This window comes from Paludibacter sp., from assembly GCF_009712605.1.
Taxonomy (GTDB): domain Bacteria; phylum Bacteroidota; class Bacteroidia; order Bacteroidales; family Paludibacteraceae; genus Microbacter.
This window is the reverse complement of sequence record NZ_WASO01000003.1, coordinates 297492-311723: the sequence shown is the minus strand read 5'-3', so window position 1 is coordinate 311723 and position 14232 is coordinate 297492. Positions and strand designations below refer to the sequence as shown.

At 40.6% G+C, this 14232-nt stretch carries 25 protein-coding genes; 3 read left to right on the top strand and 22 right to left on the bottom strand.

All coding sequences use genetic code 11. From position 1 onward, the window contains the following. Window positions 1-135: 135 nt before the first annotated feature. From lpxD to lpxA, 3 genes are read left to right on the top strand one after another with little or no spacing between them, the layout of a single operon-like run. Window positions 136-1182 (top strand): UDP-3-O-(3-hydroxymyristoyl)glucosamine N-acyltransferase, encoded by a 1047-nt coding sequence (gene lpxD, locus F8N35_RS05340; protein WP_293050300.1) that lies wholly within the window; start codon window positions 136-138, stop codon window positions 1180-1182. Between the two features lie 14 nt (window positions 1183-1196). After that, window positions 1197-2576, top strand: a complete 1380-nt coding sequence (locus tag F8N35_RS05335) for a bifunctional UDP-3-O-[3-hydroxymyristoyl] N-acetylglucosamine deacetylase/3-hydroxyacyl-ACP dehydratase (protein WP_293050299.1) — start codon at window positions 1197-1199, stop codon at window positions 2574-2576. A gap of 28 nt (window positions 2577-2604) precedes the next feature. Continuing rightward, window positions 2605-3384 (top strand): acyl-ACP--UDP-N-acetylglucosamine O-acyltransferase, encoded by a 780-nt coding sequence (lpxA, locus tag F8N35_RS05330; RefSeq protein WP_293050298.1) that lies wholly within the window; start codon window positions 2605-2607, stop codon window positions 3382-3384. A gap of 79 nt (window positions 3385-3463) precedes the next feature. On the opposite strand, the gene rplQ is transcribed toward lpxA, so the two are convergent. The 22 genes from rplQ to rplP all read right to left on the bottom strand — a co-directional run bounded on the left by rplQ (window position 3464) and on the right by rplP (window position 14229). Next, window positions 3464-3949 (bottom strand): 50S ribosomal protein L17, encoded by a 486-nt coding sequence (rplQ, locus tag F8N35_RS05325; protein WP_293050297.1) that lies wholly within the window; start codon window positions 3947-3949, stop codon window positions 3464-3466. Between the two features lie 5 nt (window positions 3950-3954). Continuing rightward, window positions 3955-4947, bottom strand: coding sequence for a DNA-directed RNA polymerase subunit alpha (locus F8N35_RS05320; protein ID WP_068702533.1), 993 nt, complete (start codon window positions 4945-4947; stop codon window positions 3955-3957). An 11-nt stretch (window positions 4948-4958) separates the two neighbouring features. Then, window positions 4959-5564, bottom strand: coding sequence for a 30S ribosomal protein S4 (rpsD, locus tag F8N35_RS05315; protein ID WP_293050296.1), 606 nt, complete (start codon window positions 5562-5564; stop codon window positions 4959-4961). 128 nt (window positions 5565-5692) lie between these two features. Continuing rightward, window positions 5693-6082 carry a 30S ribosomal protein S11 gene (gene rpsK, locus F8N35_RS05310; RefSeq protein WP_068702529.1) on the bottom strand — a complete coding sequence of 130 codons (390 nt, stop codon included), beginning with the start codon at window positions 6080-6082 and terminating at the stop codon, window positions 5693-5695. A gap of 30 nt (window positions 6083-6112) precedes the next feature. Beyond that, entirely contained in the window at window positions 6113-6493 is a 381-nt protein-coding gene (rpsM, locus tag F8N35_RS05305; RefSeq protein WP_068702527.1) for a 30S ribosomal protein S13, read from the bottom strand. Between the two features lie 18 nt (window positions 6494-6511). Continuing rightward, window positions 6512-6628: a type B 50S ribosomal protein L36 gene (ykgO, locus tag F8N35_RS05300; RefSeq protein WP_068702525.1), complete on the bottom strand. Its 117-nt coding sequence runs from the start codon at window positions 6626-6628 to the stop codon at window positions 6512-6514. 44 nt (window positions 6629-6672) lie between these two features. After that, complete coding sequence (infA, locus tag F8N35_RS05295) at window positions 6673-6891, bottom strand: translation initiation factor IF-1 (RefSeq protein ID WP_068702523.1); 219 nt, start codon at window positions 6889-6891, stop codon at window positions 6673-6675. A gap of 26 nt (window positions 6892-6917) precedes the next feature. Then, window positions 6918-7697: a type I methionyl aminopeptidase gene (gene map, locus F8N35_RS05290; protein ID WP_293050295.1), complete on the bottom strand. Its 780-nt coding sequence runs from the start codon at window positions 7695-7697 to the stop codon at window positions 6918-6920. Between the two features lie 13 nt (window positions 7698-7710). Continuing rightward, window positions 7711-9054 carry a preprotein translocase subunit SecY gene (secY, locus tag F8N35_RS05285; protein ID WP_293050294.1) on the bottom strand — a complete coding sequence of 448 codons (1344 nt, stop codon included), beginning with the start codon at window positions 9052-9054 and terminating at the stop codon, window positions 7711-7713. A 4-nt stretch (window positions 9055-9058) separates the two neighbouring features. Then, entirely contained in the window at window positions 9059-9505 is a 447-nt protein-coding gene (gene rplO / locus F8N35_RS05280) for a 50S ribosomal protein L15 (RefSeq protein WP_293050293.1), read from the bottom strand. 31 nt (window positions 9506-9536) lie between these two features. Continuing rightward, window positions 9537-9713, bottom strand: coding sequence for a 50S ribosomal protein L30 (rpmD, locus tag F8N35_RS05275; protein WP_293050292.1), 177 nt, complete (start codon window positions 9711-9713; stop codon window positions 9537-9539). 12 nt (window positions 9714-9725) lie between these two features. Next, entirely contained in the window at window positions 9726-10244 is a 519-nt protein-coding gene (gene rpsE / locus F8N35_RS05270; protein ID WP_293050291.1) for a 30S ribosomal protein S5, read from the bottom strand. Between the two features lie 5 nt (window positions 10245-10249). Beyond that, window positions 10250-10594, bottom strand: coding sequence for a 50S ribosomal protein L18 (gene rplR / locus F8N35_RS05265; protein WP_068702511.1), 345 nt, complete (start codon window positions 10592-10594; stop codon window positions 10250-10252). Window positions 10595-10615: 21 nt separating this feature from the next. Then, window positions 10616-11170 (bottom strand): 50S ribosomal protein L6, encoded by a 555-nt coding sequence (rplF, locus tag F8N35_RS05260; RefSeq protein WP_293050290.1) that lies wholly within the window; start codon window positions 11168-11170, stop codon window positions 10616-10618. A gap of 18 nt (window positions 11171-11188) precedes the next feature. Next, window positions 11189-11584: a 30S ribosomal protein S8 gene (gene rpsH, locus F8N35_RS05255; RefSeq protein WP_068702507.1), complete on the bottom strand. Its 396-nt coding sequence runs from the start codon at window positions 11582-11584 to the stop codon at window positions 11189-11191. Between the two features lie 196 nt (window positions 11585-11780). After that, window positions 11781-12050: a 30S ribosomal protein S14 gene (gene rpsN, locus F8N35_RS05250; RefSeq protein ID WP_068702506.1), complete on the bottom strand. Its 270-nt coding sequence runs from the start codon at window positions 12048-12050 to the stop codon at window positions 11781-11783. 14 nt (window positions 12051-12064) lie between these two features. Next, window positions 12065-12613: a 50S ribosomal protein L5 gene (gene rplE / locus F8N35_RS05245; RefSeq protein ID WP_068702504.1), complete on the bottom strand. Its 549-nt coding sequence runs from the start codon at window positions 12611-12613 to the stop codon at window positions 12065-12067. Further along, window positions 12613-12933: a 50S ribosomal protein L24 gene (rplX, locus tag F8N35_RS05240; RefSeq protein ID WP_068702502.1), complete on the bottom strand. Its 321-nt coding sequence runs from the start codon at window positions 12931-12933 to the stop codon at window positions 12613-12615. Before rplX ends, rplE begins: the two co-directional genes overlap by 1 nt. A gap of 20 nt (window positions 12934-12953) precedes the next feature. Next, window positions 12954-13319 carry a 50S ribosomal protein L14 gene (rplN, locus tag F8N35_RS05235; RefSeq protein WP_068702500.1) on the bottom strand — a complete coding sequence of 122 codons (366 nt, stop codon included), beginning with the start codon at window positions 13317-13319 and terminating at the stop codon, window positions 12954-12956. A 2-nt stretch (window positions 13320-13321) separates the two neighbouring features. Beyond that, the gene (rpsQ, locus tag F8N35_RS05230) at window positions 13322-13591 is read right to left on the bottom strand and encodes a 30S ribosomal protein S17 (protein WP_275505413.1); all 270 of its coding nucleotides are present in this window, start codon (window positions 13589-13591) and stop codon (window positions 13322-13324) included. Between the two features lie 2 nt (window positions 13592-13593). Then, complete coding sequence (gene rpmC, locus F8N35_RS05225) at window positions 13594-13788, bottom strand: 50S ribosomal protein L29 (protein WP_068702496.1); 195 nt, start codon at window positions 13786-13788, stop codon at window positions 13594-13596. Between the two features lie 6 nt (window positions 13789-13794). Beyond that, window positions 13795-14229 carry a 50S ribosomal protein L16 gene (gene rplP, locus F8N35_RS05220; protein ID WP_068702494.1) on the bottom strand — a complete coding sequence of 145 codons (435 nt, stop codon included), beginning with the start codon at window positions 14227-14229 and terminating at the stop codon, window positions 13795-13797. Window positions 14230-14232: the final 3 nt, after the last annotated feature.

The following is a 14232-nucleotide window of genomic DNA, read 5'->3' as shown; positions in this document are numbered from 1 at the left end:
AAAAAAGTGAACAAAATTCAGTTAGTGATGCAACGAATTGTATAAGTTCAGCATCTAATTAAAGATGTGCTGTAGCTTAAGACAAGGACAAAAAACGTTAGAATTTTGTCCTAACACTCTCAAAAATATAGACGAATGGAATTTTCTGCACAACAAATTGCCGATTTCTTACACGGAGAAATTATTGGAGATCGCGATGTCAAAGTAAATAATCTTTCAAAAATAGATGATAGTATTCCCGGAACACTATCATTTTTATCTAACCCTAAATACAGTCATTTCATCTACGACTGCAAAGCTTCTATCATTCTTGTAAACACTGATTTTGTACCGGAAAAGCCTATTTCCGCCACTCTCATTAAAGTTGAAAATGCATACCAATCGTTAGCATCATTACTTCAGTTGGTTGATAGCTTCAAGAAAAATAAAAGCGGGATTGAACCGTTATCATATGTATCGGCATCTGCTGAGATTGGCGCTGATCCATACATCGGAGCGTTCAGTTACATTGGTGACAATGTAAAAATGGGCAAAAGTGTGAAGATATACCCGCAAAGTTACATTGGTGACAACGTAAAAATTGGAGACGATGTAACCATTTATGCCGGCGCCAAAATTTATGCCGATTGCGTAATTAGTGATCGTTGTGTAATCCACTCTGGAGCCGTTATTGGCGCCGATGGTTTTGGCTTTGCACCTACAGAAGATGGCAGTTACAACAAGATTCCGCAAATTGGAAATGTTGTGTTGGAAAGTGATGTCGAAATAGGTGCCAACACAACCGTTGACAGAGCAACCATGGGATCTACAATTATTCATAAAGGAGTAAAACTCGATAATCTCATTCAGATTGCGCATAATGTTGAAGTTGGATCAAATACTGTCATTGCCGCCCAAACCGGCATTGCAGGCTCAACAAAAATTGGTCCTAATTGTATGTTTGGCGGTCAGGTAGGAATTCCGGGGCACCTTCATATCGAGAAGGGAGTAAAAATTTCAGCACAAGCAGGTATTACTGGCAATGTCAAAGAAAATTCAGTACTATTGGGTTCTCCGGCAATGCCTCACATGCAATTCAGTAAATCGTATGTCTATTTCAAAAAACTACCGGAACTTGCAAACACGATCAATAATTTGCAAAAGGAAATAGAACAATTACGCAATCAAATCAAAGCAGACTAACTAACAAACCAAAAATGCCAAAACAAAGATCGCTCAAAGGATCCTTTTCACTTCAGGGGAAAGGTCTTCACACAGGAGTTGACATTCAGCTCACATTCTTTCCTGCCCCTGAAAACCATGGGTGTAAAATAAAACGGATAGATTTAGAAGGTCAGCCTATAATTCCGGCTTTGGCTGAATATGTAACACAAACCACACGCGGCACTGTTCTTTCAAATGGTGATGCTCAGGTAAGCACCATAGAACACGCCATGGCAGCTCTCTTTTCTTTTGGAATTGACAACTGTCTGATGGAAGTAAACGCACCTGAATTCCCGATTTTGGATGGCAGCGCCAAACTTTTCGTCGAAAAAATTAATTCGGTTGGTATCGTTGAACAAGATGCTGATAAAGACTTTTTTGTTGTAAAAAAGAAAATTGAATATACTGACCCGGCTACCAACTCCTCAATCGTAATTCTGCCCGATGATCATTTCAGCGTTCAGACAATGATTGGCTTCAAATCTCCTATCCTAAGCAATCAATATGCTGTTCTTAATCAACTGGAAGATTTCGCCACAGACATTGCAGCCTGTAGAACATTCGTGTTTGTACGCGAACTGGAACAACTGCTCAAAATGAATCTGATAAAGGGCGGTGATCTCGAAAATGCCTTGGTAATTTACGACGAGCCTATTGAGCAAACAGAATTAAACCGTATTGCCGACTTACTCAACCATCCATATAAAAAAGTGGATGAGTTAGGCTACCTCACTCCTCTTCAGTTTGAAAATGAGCCTGCCAGACATAAATTACTGGATGTAATGGGCGATCTTGCTTTAATCGGAAAACCTATCAAGGGCAAAGTCATTGCAACCCGTCCGGGTCATAAAATTAACACCGCACTGGCAAAAGTCATTCGCAAAGAAATCAAACGTCAGGAAGTTCCAACTCCTGTGTATGACCCGAACAAAGAGCCCGTGCTTAACATCAACCAAATAAAGAAAATGTTACCTCACCGCTGGCCGTTTTTGATGGTCGATAAAGTGATGGAAATTACAGATTCTGTGGTTATCGGACTGAAGAATGTGACCAGCAACGAGACCTTTTTCATGGGGCATTTCCCCAATGAGCCTGTAATGCCCGGCGTTTTATTGGTTGAAGCGATGGCACAAACAGGAGGCCTGCTTATCTTACATCAGGTTGAGAAGCCCGAGTTATATTCTACATACTTTATGAAGATTGACAATGTCAAATTCAGACAAAAAGTAGTACCTGGCGATACCGTAATATTCAGACTCGAATTAATTAGTCCTATCAGACGCGGTTGCGCTACCATGAAAGGCTATGCCTTTGTTGGCGATAAAATCGTAGCAGAGGCTGAGTTTATGGCACAAATAGCAAAGAATAAATAAGATTATATACATCAAAACTACTGCAATTATGAAACAACCATTGGCATACATCCATCCAGAAGCAAAAATTGCTTCCAATGTAGTAATTGAACCGTTTGTAACCATCGATAAAAATGTTGTGATTGGCGAAGGTACTCACATTGGCTCAAATGTTACAATCATGGAAGGAGCTCGTATTGGCAAAAATTGCAAAATTTTCCCCGGAGCTGTAATCAGTGCAGTTCCTCAGGATCTCAAATTCAAAGGAGAAGACACGTTAGCCATCATAGGTGATAACACCACCCTGCGGGAATGCGTCACTGTCAACAGAGGCACAGCATCAAAAGGAAGCACTTCCATTGGAGACAATTGCCTTGTTATGGCTTACTGCCACGTAGCCCACGATTGTGTGGTTGGCAATAACGTTATCATGTCAAATGTAACTCAGCTCGCAGGCGAAGTTGTAGTGGGAGACTGGGCAGTAATCGGAGGTGGAACTATGATCCATCAGTTTACCCATGTCGGACCACATGTAATGATTCAGGGTGGCAGCAAAGTAAACAAAGATATTCCTCCTTTTGTAAAAGCAGCTCGTGAGCCAATTTCTTATTGTGGTATTAACTCTGTTGGTCTACGCCGCAGAGGCTTCACAAATGAGCAAATCAGAGATATTCAGGAGATCTATCGCTACATCTATCTGTCTCGGATGAATACCAGCATGGCAATAGAACATATCGAAGCAGAAATGCCAGCTACAAAAGAAAGAGATGAAATCTTGCTATTCGTTCGCAACTCTCCAAGAGGGATTATGAAAGGTTATTTTGAATAACCAACTCTATCTTCAAGAAAAAACAATAGCCGTCCCGAATAATCGAGACGGCTATTGTTTTTAGTAGCTTATCAGCGTATTATTCTGCCGCTGGCTCTTCTTTTACTTCTGCTGCAGGAGCTGCTTCTACTGCGGGAGCAGCTGCCTTTTTACCTGCACGACGAGTACGTGTTGTTTTCTTAGCAGCTTTGGTTGTCAACATGTTTTCATTGTAATCAACCAATTCGATAATGCACATTTCTGCAGCATCACCCAAACGGAATCCTGTTTTCAGGATACGTGTATAACCACCTGGACGGTCTGCTATTTTTTGAGCAACTTCACGGAACAATTCAGTCACTGCTTCTTTATTTTGCAGATAGTTAAAAACTACTCTGCGAGAGTGTGTGCTATCATCTTTTGCTTTAGTCAACAAAGGTTCAACATAAACTCTGAGTGCTTTTGCTTTTGCTGTAGTAGTAGCAATACGTTTGTGCTTAATCAGTGAACAAGCCATATTAGCCAACATAGCTTTTCTGTGCGACGACGTACGGCCTAAATGATTGAATTTCTTATTGTGTCTCATTTCTGTTATTCTTTATCTAATTTATACTTAGTTAAATCCATACCGAATGAAAGATGTAAAGATTCAAGCTTTTCATCTAATTCATTCAAGGACTTCTTACCAAAATTGCGGAATTTCAGCAAATCATTACGGTTGAAAGAACACAATTGACCCAATGTTTCAACATCAGCGGCCTTCAAGCAGTTCAAAGCACGAACTGAAAGGTCTAAATCAATCATTTTTGTTTTCAACAATTGACGCATACGTAATGCTTCTTCATCAAATTCTTCATCCACGCTTTCTTCTGTTGATTCGAGAGAAATTTTCTCATCAGAAAACAGCATAAAGTGTTGAATCAAAATTTTTGCAGATTCACGAAGGGCATCTTTAGGATTAATTGAACCGTCTGTTGAAACTTCAAGAATAAGTTTTTCATAGTCGGTTTTTTGCTCTACACGGTAGTTTTCGATAGCATATTTTACATTTACTATCGGAGTAAAAATTGCATCAATAGGAATTACATCTACCTCAGAACCTGCTACTTTATTTTCTTCCGCCGGAACATACCCTCTACCTTTATTGATAGTGAGATCAATCTGCATTGTATAACTTGGATCAATTCTACAGATCAATAAATCAGGGTTGAGCACTACGAAACCAGTCAAATAGCGTCCTATATCTCCAGCTGTAAACGTACTTTTACCGGAAACAACAATGCTTACTTTTTCGTTCTCAACATCATCCACACAACGTTTAAAACGAACCTTTTTCAGGTTAAGGATAATGTTTGTCACATCTTCCATTACTCCCGGAACGGTAGCAAATTCGTGCTCAACTCCATCGATCTTGATAGAGGTGATGGCGAAACCTTCCAGTGACGAAAGAAGGATACGACGCAACGCATTTCCGATGGTAATACCGAAACCGGGCTCAAGCGGACGAAATTCAAATGTTCCCTTTTGAGCATCAGATTCGAGCATGATAACCTTATCGGGTTTTTGGAATGCTAAAATAGACATGGATAAATGGATTATTTAGAATACAATTCGACGATTAATTGTTCCTTAATGTTTTCAGGAATATCAGCACGTTCCGGTTGATGAAGGAACTTCCCAGACAAACTGTTCTTGTCCCATTCCATCCAGGGGTATTTGCTGTGGTTGTATCCGTTCAAAGCATCTGCAATAACTGCCATTGATTTATCTTTTTCACGTACACCAATAACCTGACCAGCCTTAACCTGATAAGAAGGAATATTTACAACAGAACCATCAACTGTGATGTGACGGTGACTTACCAATTGACGAGCAGCAGCACGAGTAGGAGCCATTCCCAAACGGTAAACTACGTTATCCAAACGTGTTTCGAGCAACTGGAGAAGGATTTCACCGGTAATACCCTTGGCACGTTGAGCTTTTTCGAATAACAAACGGAATTGACGTTCTAAAACACCATAGGTATATTTAGCCTTTTGTTTTTCACGAAGCTGAATACCGTACTCAGACGTTTTCTTGTGACGGTTATTTCCGTGTTGTCCGGGAGGGTAATTTTTCTTCGATAACGTTTTATCGGGGCCAAAAATGGGCTCACCAAACTTACGTGAAATTCTTGTTTTTGGGCCTGTATATCTTGCCATTATTTCAAAATTTTTGTGATTATTATTGCTTATATCACACTCGACTTACCGTGCAGCCGCGATTACAGAGAGGTTAGAATTGTAATCTTTATCCACTTTTAGCCGGGTAATGAACAAGTGGGTGATTATTATACTCTTCTGCGTTTAGCTGGGCGACATCCGTTGTGTGGCAATGGAGTAACATCAACAATTTCTGTTACTTCAATACCGGCACCGTGAATAGTTCTGATAGCTGATTCGCGGCCATTACCCGGACCTTTAACATACGCCTTTACTTTTCTCAGACCGAGGTCAAAAGCAACTTTGGCACAATCTTGAGCTGCCATCTGAGCAGCATATGGAGTGTTCTTTTTAGAACCTCTAAAACCCATTTTACCGGCTGAAGACCAAGAAATAACCTGACCATCACCATTAGTAAGGGTTACAATAATATTATTGAATGAAGAGTGAACGTGTAACTGGCCTACGCCGTCAACTTTAACCACTCTTTTTTTGGTTGCAACTGTTTTCTTTGCCATATCCTAAAAATATTTGCTAAGTTAATTACCTTACTTTGTTGCTTTCTTTTTGTTGGCAACAGTTTTCTTCTTTCCTTTACGGGTACGAGCATTATTTTTAGTGCTCTGACCTCTCAAAGGCAAGCCCAGACGATGACGTACGCCACGGTAGCATCCGATATCCATTAAGCGTTTGATGTTCAGTTGAACTTCTGAACGAAGGTCACCTTCTACTTTGAACTTAGCTCCGATTATTTCGCGGATTTTAGCTGCTTGGTCGTCAGTCCAATCCTTCACCTTAGTGTCCAAATCAACACCGGCTTCTTCCAAAATTTGTTTTGCGCTACTGCGACCTATTCCGTAGATATAAGTCAGTCCAACTTCGCCTCTTTTGTTCTGAGGCAAATCTACTCCAACGATTCTTATAGCCATATACTTAAAATTAAAATATTATCCCTGACGTTGTTTGAACTTAGGATTTTTTTTGTTGATTACATAAAGACGCCCTTTACGTCTCACGATTTTACATTCGGGCGTACGTTTTTTAATGGATGCTTTTACTTTCATGTTGTATAATTATTTGCAATGTTTGCAGTTGGGTGGAAATCAGGTTATTTATACCTGAATGAAATTCTTCCTTTTGATAAATCATACGGAGACATCTCTACACGAACCTTATCGCCTGGCAAAATCTTAATGTAGTGCATACGCATCTTGCCGGAAATATGAGCCGTGATTACGTGTCCGTTTTCAAGTTCTACTCGAAACATTGCATTAGACAATGCTTCGGTTATTGTTCCATCTTGCTCAATAGCAGATTGTTTAGGCATAAAACGTCTATTTAATCTTTTATTTGTTACAGTTTACCTACAACTTCTTCTAAATAATCAAAGGTAGACAGGATGTCGGCCTTTCCTTCTCGGATAGCCACAGAGTGTTCAAAGTGAGCAGCACATTTTCCATCAATCGTCCGGGTAGTCCAGCCATCTTTTTCAAAGAATAAGCGGTAGGATCCCATCGCAACCATCGGTTCAATCGCTATGGTCATTCCGTTTTTCAACCGAACGCCATTTCCTCTTCTGCCTGTGTTAGGAACCTGAGGATCTTCATGCATTTCCTTTCCCACACCATGTCCAACCATTTCACGAATCACTCCGTAACCATGTTTTTCACAATGTGATTGGATTGCATAACCAACGTCTCCCAAACGATTACCGTCAACGGCCTGTTCAATTCCAAGATAAAGCGACTCTTTCGTCACTCTCAGTAACTGTTTAATATCTTCAGCAACCTTACCAACGCAAAATGTATAAGCTGAATCACCAACGAATCCATTTTTTGTTGCACCACAGTCAACTGAAATAATATCACCTTCTTTTAAGATCGCATTCTTGGAAGGAATTCCATGAACAACCTGATCATTAACTGATGTGCATAAAGTATTCGGAAAACCAGCATAACCTAAAAAAGTTGGTATAGCACCATGATCTCTGATACAGGTTTCCGCTACTTTATCAAGCTCCAGTGTCGAGACACCCGGAGTAATTAACTTAGCTACTTCAGCCAAAGCCTTTGATACAATCAAATTGCTTTGACGAAGTAGCTCAATTTCTTCCTCTGTTTTGAGATATATCATCTCTGCTTATTAATTAATAAGCCGAAATATTGCCGGTACGTCCTTTAATTCTGCCTGATTTCATCAAACCGTCATAATGACGCATCAACAAGCGGCTTTCAATTTGTTGTAGTGTATCCAAAACAACACCTACCAAGATCAATAATGATGTGCCCCCATAGAACTGGGCAAAACTGGTACTCACTCCCGAGATTCTTGCAAATGCTGGCAGAATAGCCACCAGCGCCAGGAAGAATGAACCGGGTAAAGTGATCCGAGACATGATTTCATCAAGGTATTCTGCTGTTTTCTTACCAGGTTTAACACCCGGAATAAAGCCATTATTACGTTTCATCTCCTCTGCCATCTGCGTCGGATTAATAGTAATAGCGGTATAGAAGTATGTAAACGCAATAATCAGAACAGCAAATACGAAATTGTACCAAAATCCTGAATTATCTGTAAATGCACTTACAATGCCACTTGCAGCTTCCGAATGAGAAAAACCTACTAATGTAATTGGAATAAACATAATTGCCTGAGCAAAGATAATTGGCATTACGTTAGCTGCATTCACCTTAAGGGGAATGTACTGGCGAACACCACCATACTGTTTATTACCGACAACACGTTTAGCATATTGAACAGGTACTTTACGTGTTCCCTGAACCAGTAAAATACACAGTCCGATTACGAACAATAGACAAACTATTTCTCCGATAAACATCACCAAACCACCGGCAGCGTCACCCAAACGAGAGGCGAACTCTTGTACGATTGCTGTCGGGAAACGGGCAATAATACCAATCATGATGATGAAAGAAATACCATTACCGACACCTTTATCGGTAATTCTTTCTCCCAACCACATGATGAACATACTACCTGCAGTTAAGATGATGACTGATGTTATTTGAAACCAAAAGCTTTGGGGAAGAGAAGCTCCGACATGTCCCAATTGCACGCTAAGGTTAACCAAATAAGCCGGAGATTGGAATAACAAGATCAGAACGGTCAGATAACGTGTTATCTGGTTCATTTTCTTTCTGCCACTCTCGCCTTCGCGTTGCATTTTCTGGAAATAAGGAACTGCTATACCCAACAATTGCACAACAATTGATGCAGAGATGTAAGGCATAATTCCCAAAGCAAAAATAGAAGCATGAGAAAAAGCTCCCCCCGAAAACATATCCAACAAGCCTAACAAACCACCCGATGTTTGATTTTGCAGAGCTTCAAGATTTGCGGGGTTGATTCCCGGTAATACTATGTATGACCCAAAACGATAGACTAATACAAATAATATTGTGGTTATCAGGCGATTTCTAAGGTCTTCTATTTTCCAAATATTTTGGAGTGTTTCAATAAAACGTTTCATCGGATTACAATTTTACCACTGTTCCACCTGCTGCTACGATAGCTTCTTCTGCCGATTTTGAGAAAGCATTAGCTTCTACCTGAAGTTTTGCACTCAAAGTACCATTGCCCAAGATCTTAACAAGGTCATTCTTTGCAATAACTCCGACCTGAAGTAATTCAGCAATACCAATTTTGGTAAAGCTTCCAGCTTCAGCTAAAGTTTGCAAAGTGGCAAGGTTAATCGGTTTGTATTCAACACGACTTATATTTTTGAACCCGAATTTGGGCAAACGGCGTTGTAAAGGCATCTGGCCTCCTTCAAAACCGATTTTTTTCTTATAACCTGAACGGGATTTAGCACCGTTAAGACCACGGGTAGCTGTACCACCTAAACCAGAACCTGTACCGCGACCTATTCTTTTTCGTTCCTTAACGGATCCTTTTGCAGGCGTTAAATTACTTAAATCCATGTATATATGTTATTTTAAGCGTTTTAAACAATTATTTCTCTACAATTACCAAGTGTTTTACCTTTTCTACCATACCAAGGATGGCAGGAGTATCTTCATGCTCTACAACGGCATTCACTTTTTTCAAACCTAAAGCCTCCAGAGTCAGTTTCTGAACCTTGGGGCATTTAATTTTACTCTTAACTTGTTTTATTTTAATAGTTGCCATAGTTGTACGTTTTTAGCCTTTGAATACTTTTTCGAGTGAAACACCACGATTAGTTGCCACAGTTGCTGCATCACGCAGTTCACCAAGAGCTTCAATCGTTGCTTTCACAAGGTTGTGAGGGTTAGAAGAACCTTTAGATTTTGCTAACACGTCAGTAATACCAACACTTTCAAGTACAGCACGCATAGCACCACCAGCTTTCACCCCGGTACCATGAGATGCAGGTTGAATATATACTTCTGCACCACCAAATTTAGCTACTTGTTGGTGAGGAATAGTTCCTTTCAACACAGGCACTTTAATAAGGTTTTTCTTAGCAGCTTCAACACCTTTCGCAATGGCAGCTGTTACTTCGCTGGCTTTTCCCAAGCCCCAACCAACAATACCATCTTCGTTGCCGACTACCACGATTGCAGCAAAGCTGAATGCGCGACCACCTTTAGTAACTTTAGTTACACGGTTGATGGCAACTAATCTGTCTTTTAATTCTAAATCGTTGGTTGATTTAACTCTGTTATTTATTCCTGCCATAGTGATTAAAATTTAAGTCCTCCTTTACGTGCGGCTTCTGCCAATTCTTTCACTCTACCGTGGTACAAATAGCCGTTACGGTCGAAGATAACATCAGTTACTCCGGCTGCCTGAGCATTCTTAGCGATCAATTCGCCCACTTTTGCGGCTTGTTCCTTTTTAGCCATTTTTTCGGCGATTGCCAAAGAAGAAGCGGCAGCAAGGGTTTTGCCTGATTTGTCATCTATAATTTGCACATAGATTTGCTTGTTGCTTCTGAATACCGACAAACGAGGTCTTTCGGCAGTTCCGGCAATTTTACTGCGGATATGTGCTTTTATCTTGATTCTACGTTGAATTTTCTTAATCATAACTCTTTCTATTTCAAAAAATTATTTTGCACCTGCCGATTTACCAGCTTTACGACGAATAACTTCGCCTACAAACTTAATACCTTTTCCTTTGTATGGTTCAGGCTTACGGAACGAGCGTATTTTTGCACAAACCTGACCGATCAGTTGTTTGTCACAGCTTTCCAGAATTACTAATGGATTCTGGTTACGTTCGCTCTTAGTCTCCACTTTAATTTCGGGAGGCAACATCATGTGAATGTTGTGAGTATATCCCAAAGCAAACTCAAGCAGGTTGCCATTGTTAGATACACGGTAACCAACACCAACCAATTCAAGTTTCTTCTGGTATCCTACAGATACACCAACAACCATGTTGTGGATCAACGCACGGTAAAGACCATGCATCGCGCGGTTTTCCTTTTCATCGTTAGGACGAGTTACTACGATAGCAGCTTCTTCGACGCTTACGTTGATATTAGGATTAATTTCTTGAGAGAGTTCTCCTTTGGGTCCTTTCACTGCAACAACGTTATCTTTAACAGTAACAGTTACACCTTTAGGAAGGCTTATAGGTAATTTTCCAATTCTTGACATCTGTAATCCTCCTCTTAATTAGTAAACATAACATAAAACTTCGCCTCCGATATTCAAATCGCGGGCTTCTTTATCTGTCATAACACCTTTCGATGTAGAGAGGATGGCGATGCCTAAACCGTTCAATACGCGGGGCAATTCTTTGTGACCTGCATACTGACGCAAACCCGGTGACGAAATACGCACGAGTTGTTTAATTGCATTGACCTTGTGAACAGGGTCATACTTTAAGGCAATTTTGATGGATCCCTGAGGACCGTCTTCTACAAACTTGTAGTTCAAAATATAGCCTTTTTCTAAAAGAATCTTAGTGATTTCTTTTTTCAAATTCGACGCGGGAACTTCCACCACACGGTGACCTGCTCTGATAGCATTCCGCAGTCTCGTTAAATAATCTGCTATTGGATCTGTCATATTGATTTGTTTTAAATTGATCCGGCCTGCCCGGACAATATTTATCACACTTATATTTAATGCAATCCTAAAAAGTCAGAATGCATAAACCTGCATTTTGTCTATTTCGGGGCACAAAAATAGTGTTTTTCCCCGAATTAAACAACATTAACGCAAGTTTATTACTACTGACTTTTCGTATTGCAGCACAAACTGATTACCAGCTTGCTTTTTTCACACCCGGAATTAAGCCTGCAGAAGCCATTTCGCGGAACTGAATACGCGAAATTCCGAAGATGCGCATGTAGCCTTTTGGACGACCTGTAAGTTTGCAACGGTTGTGCTGACGAACAGGAGATGCGTTTTTAGGAAGTTCTTGCAAAGCTTCGTAGTTGCCCTCTTTCTTGAGTTGTTCACGTTTTGCGGCATATTTAGCACACAATTTCGCTCTACGTACCTCGCGGGCTTTCATTGATTCTTTTGCCATTGTATCTTCTTTAATTAGTTGTGCTTAAATGGTAAACCAAACTCTTTCAACAAAGCGAAACCTTCTTCGTCTGTTTTAGCGGTAGTAACGAATGTGATATTCATACCTAACAAACGAGAGATGTTATCAATGTTGATTTCCGGGAAAATGATTTGTTCCTGGATACCCAAGGTATAGTTACCGCTACCATCAAATTTACTTTCAATACCTTTGAAGTCACGGATACGAGGCAAAGCCACGCGAACCAAACGTTCCAGGAATTCGTACATCTGTTCGTGACGAAGAGTTACACGAACCCCGATAGGCATTTGTTTACGCAATTTGAAGTTAGAAATATCCTTACGAGAAAGTGTGGCAACAGCTTTCTGTCCGGTAATTGCAGTCATCTCGTTGATAGCTGTATCGATAATTTTCTTATCAGCCACAGCGATTCCCAACCCCTGGTTGAGAACTATTTTTTCAAGACGAGGTACTTGCATTACTGACTTATAGCTAAACTCCTTCATCAAAGCAGGAACAATGCGTTCCTTGTAGTCAGTTTTAAGACTGTTGGTTGTACTCATTATTTAATTTCCTCCCCTGATTTTTTAGCGTAACGCACTAATTTACCTTCGGCATTTTCACGACGACCGATACGTGTCGGTTTGCCGCTCTTGGGATCAACTACGTTGAGGTTAGAGATATGAATAGATGCCTCTTTCTTGATAATTCCTCCCTGCGGAGCTTTTGCATTGGGCTTGGTGTGTTTAGACACGAAATTGGCACCTTCAACGATCGCACGTTGTTTTTCTGCCATAATTTCGAGGACACGTCCGGTTTTGCCCTTGCTCTTACCAGTGTTTACATACACTGTATCGCCTTTTTTAATATGTAATTTACTCATTGCTAATTGTTTTACAAGGGTTAAAGTACTTCAGGCGCTAATGAAATGATTTTCATGTTAGAGGCACGAAGCTCACGCGCAACGGGGCCAAAGATACGGCTACCGCGCATTTCGCCTGCATTGTTGAGCAACACACAAGCGTTGTCGTCGAAACGAATGTAAGAACCGTCTGCACGACGAACCTCTTTCGATGTACGAACAACTACTGCTTTTGATACGGTGCCCTTTTTCATGTCGCTGGAAGGGATCACATTTTTTACCGCTACCACGATAATGTCCCCCAGAGAAGCGTAACGTTTGCCGGTTCCGCCTAATACACGGATAACCAAAGCTTCACGAGCTCCGCTGTTATCAGCTACTGTTATTCTGGATTCTTGTTGTATCATAATTACTTAGCTCTTTCTGTTATTTCAACTACTCTCCAATTTTTTGATTTGCTCAGCGGACGGGTTTCCATGATGCGCACGGTATCACCGATGCCGCAGTCGTTTTTTTCGTCATGAGCGTGGAACTTCTTCGTCTTGTTGACGAACTTGCCGTAGATAGGGTGTTTTTCTTTCCACTTAACGGCAACGGTAACGGTCTTGTCCATTTTATTGCTGGTAACGACCCCTACTCTTTCTTTTCTTAAGTTTCTAGTTTCCATTCGGCTCAATATTATTATTGTTTATTTTCTCTCAACTTCAATTCGGTCGCAACGCGAGCGATTTGTTTACGAACATCCCTGATTTGCATCGGATTGTCGAGCGGAGAAATAGTATGGTTCAATTTCAAGCGCGATAAGATGGCTTTATCATTGTCCAATCTTTCCTGCAGCTCTTTAACACTTAGTTCTTTGATTTCTCTTGTCTTCATATTCGATTACGCGTTAAGGTTTGTTGAATCAAAATCACGTCTGACGACAAACTTGGTTGTAACGGGTAACTTCTGAGCTGCCAAGCGCAATGCTTCTTTTGCAATCTCAAACGATACGCCTTCTACTTCAATAATCATACGGCCTGGAGTAACGGGTGCCACGAAACCTTCGGGAGAACCTTTACCTTTACCCATACGTACTTCAGCAGGTTTTTTGGTAATTGGTTTATCGGGGAAAATACGAATCCAGATTTGTCCCTGACGTTGCATATAACGGGTTACGGCAATACGGGCTGCCTCAATCTGGCGACCTGTAATCCATTTCGATTGTAATGATTTTATGCCGAAAGAACCGAATGCCAGCTGATTACCTCTTTGAGCCACACCTTTCATGCGGCCTTTTTGCTGTCTTCTGAACTTTGTCTTTTTCGGTTGTAACATAAG

What these genes read in the sequence shown, in the direction of transcription:
- rplQ (WP_293050297.1), bottom strand. Translation starts at nt 3,949, where the DNA reads ATGAGACACAATAAGAAATTCAATCATTTAGGCCGTACGTCGTCGCAC.
- rplE (WP_068702504.1), bottom strand. Translation starts at nt 12,613, where the DNA reads ATGAGTACAACCAACAGTCTTAAAACTGACTACAAGGAACGCATTGTT.
- rplP (WP_068702494.1), bottom strand. Translation starts at nt 14,229, where the DNA reads ATGTTACAACCGAAAAAGACAAAGTTCAGAAGACAGCAAAAAGGCCGC.
- rpsE (WP_293050291.1), bottom strand. Translation starts at nt 10,244, where the DNA reads ATGGCAGGAATAAATAACAGAGTTAAATCAACCAACGATTTAGAATTA.
- lpxD (WP_293050300.1), top strand. Translation starts at nt 136, where the DNA reads ATGGAATTTTCTGCACAACAAATTGCCGATTTCTTACACGGAGAAATT.
- rpmD (WP_293050292.1), bottom strand. Translation starts at nt 9,713, where the DNA reads ATGGCAACTATTAAAATAAAACAAGTTAAGAGTAAAATTAAATGCCCC.
- rpsD (WP_293050296.1), bottom strand. Translation starts at nt 5,564, where the DNA reads ATGGCAAGATATACAGGCCCAAAAACAAGAATTTCACGTAAGTTTGGT.
- rplO (WP_293050293.1), bottom strand. Translation starts at nt 9,505, where the DNA reads ATGGATTTAAGTAATTTAACGCCTGCAAAAGGATCCGTTAAGGAACGA.
- rplN (WP_068702500.1), bottom strand. Translation starts at nt 13,319, where the DNA reads ATGATACAACAAGAATCCAGAATAACAGTAGCTGATAACAGCGGAGCT.
- infA (WP_068702523.1), bottom strand. Translation starts at nt 6,891, where the DNA reads ATGCCTAAACAATCTGCTATTGAGCAAGATGGAACAATAACCGAAGCA.
- lpxA (WP_293050298.1), top strand. Translation starts at nt 2,605, where the DNA reads ATGAAACAACCATTGGCATACATCCATCCAGAAGCAAAAATTGCTTCC.
- F8N35_RS05320 (WP_068702533.1), bottom strand. Translation starts at nt 4,947, where the DNA reads ATGTCTATTTTAGCATTCCAAAAACCCGATAAGGTTATCATGCTCGAA.
- map (WP_293050295.1), bottom strand. Translation starts at nt 7,697, where the DNA reads ATGATATATCTCAAAACAGAGGAAGAAATTGAGCTACTTCGTCAAAGC.
- rplR (WP_068702511.1), bottom strand. Translation starts at nt 10,594, where the DNA reads ATGATTAAGAAAATTCAACGTAGAATCAAGATAAAAGCACATATCCGC.
- secY (WP_293050294.1), bottom strand. Translation starts at nt 9,054, where the DNA reads ATGAAACGTTTTATTGAAACACTCCAAAATATTTGGAAAATAGAAGAC.
- rpmC (WP_068702496.1), bottom strand. Translation starts at nt 13,788, where the DNA reads ATGAAGACAAGAGAAATCAAAGAACTAAGTGTTAAAGAGCTGCAGGAA.
- rplF (WP_293050290.1), bottom strand. Translation starts at nt 11,170, where the DNA reads ATGTCAAGAATTGGAAAATTACCTATAAGCCTTCCTAAAGGTGTAACT.
- rpsN (WP_068702506.1), bottom strand. Translation starts at nt 12,050, where the DNA reads ATGGCAAAAGAATCAATGAAAGCCCGCGAGGTACGTAGAGCGAAATTG.
- rplX (WP_068702502.1), bottom strand. Translation starts at nt 12,933, where the DNA reads ATGAGTAAATTACATATTAAAAAAGGCGATACAGTGTATGTAAACACT.
- rpsH (WP_068702507.1), bottom strand. Translation starts at nt 11,584, where the DNA reads ATGACAGATCCAATAGCAGATTATTTAACGAGACTGCGGAATGCTATC.
- ykgO (WP_068702525.1), bottom strand. Translation starts at nt 6,628, where the DNA reads ATGAAAGTAAAAGCATCCATTAAAAAACGTACGCCCGAATGTAAAATC.
- F8N35_RS05335 (WP_293050299.1), top strand. Translation starts at nt 1,197, where the DNA reads ATGCCAAAACAAAGATCGCTCAAAGGATCCTTTTCACTTCAGGGGAAA.
- rpsK (WP_068702529.1), bottom strand. Translation starts at nt 6,082, where the DNA reads ATGGCAAAGAAAACAGTTGCAACCAAAAAAAGAGTGGTTAAAGTTGAC.
- rpsM (WP_068702527.1), bottom strand. Translation starts at nt 6,493, where the DNA reads ATGGCTATAAGAATCGTTGGAGTAGATTTGCCTCAGAACAAAAGAGGC.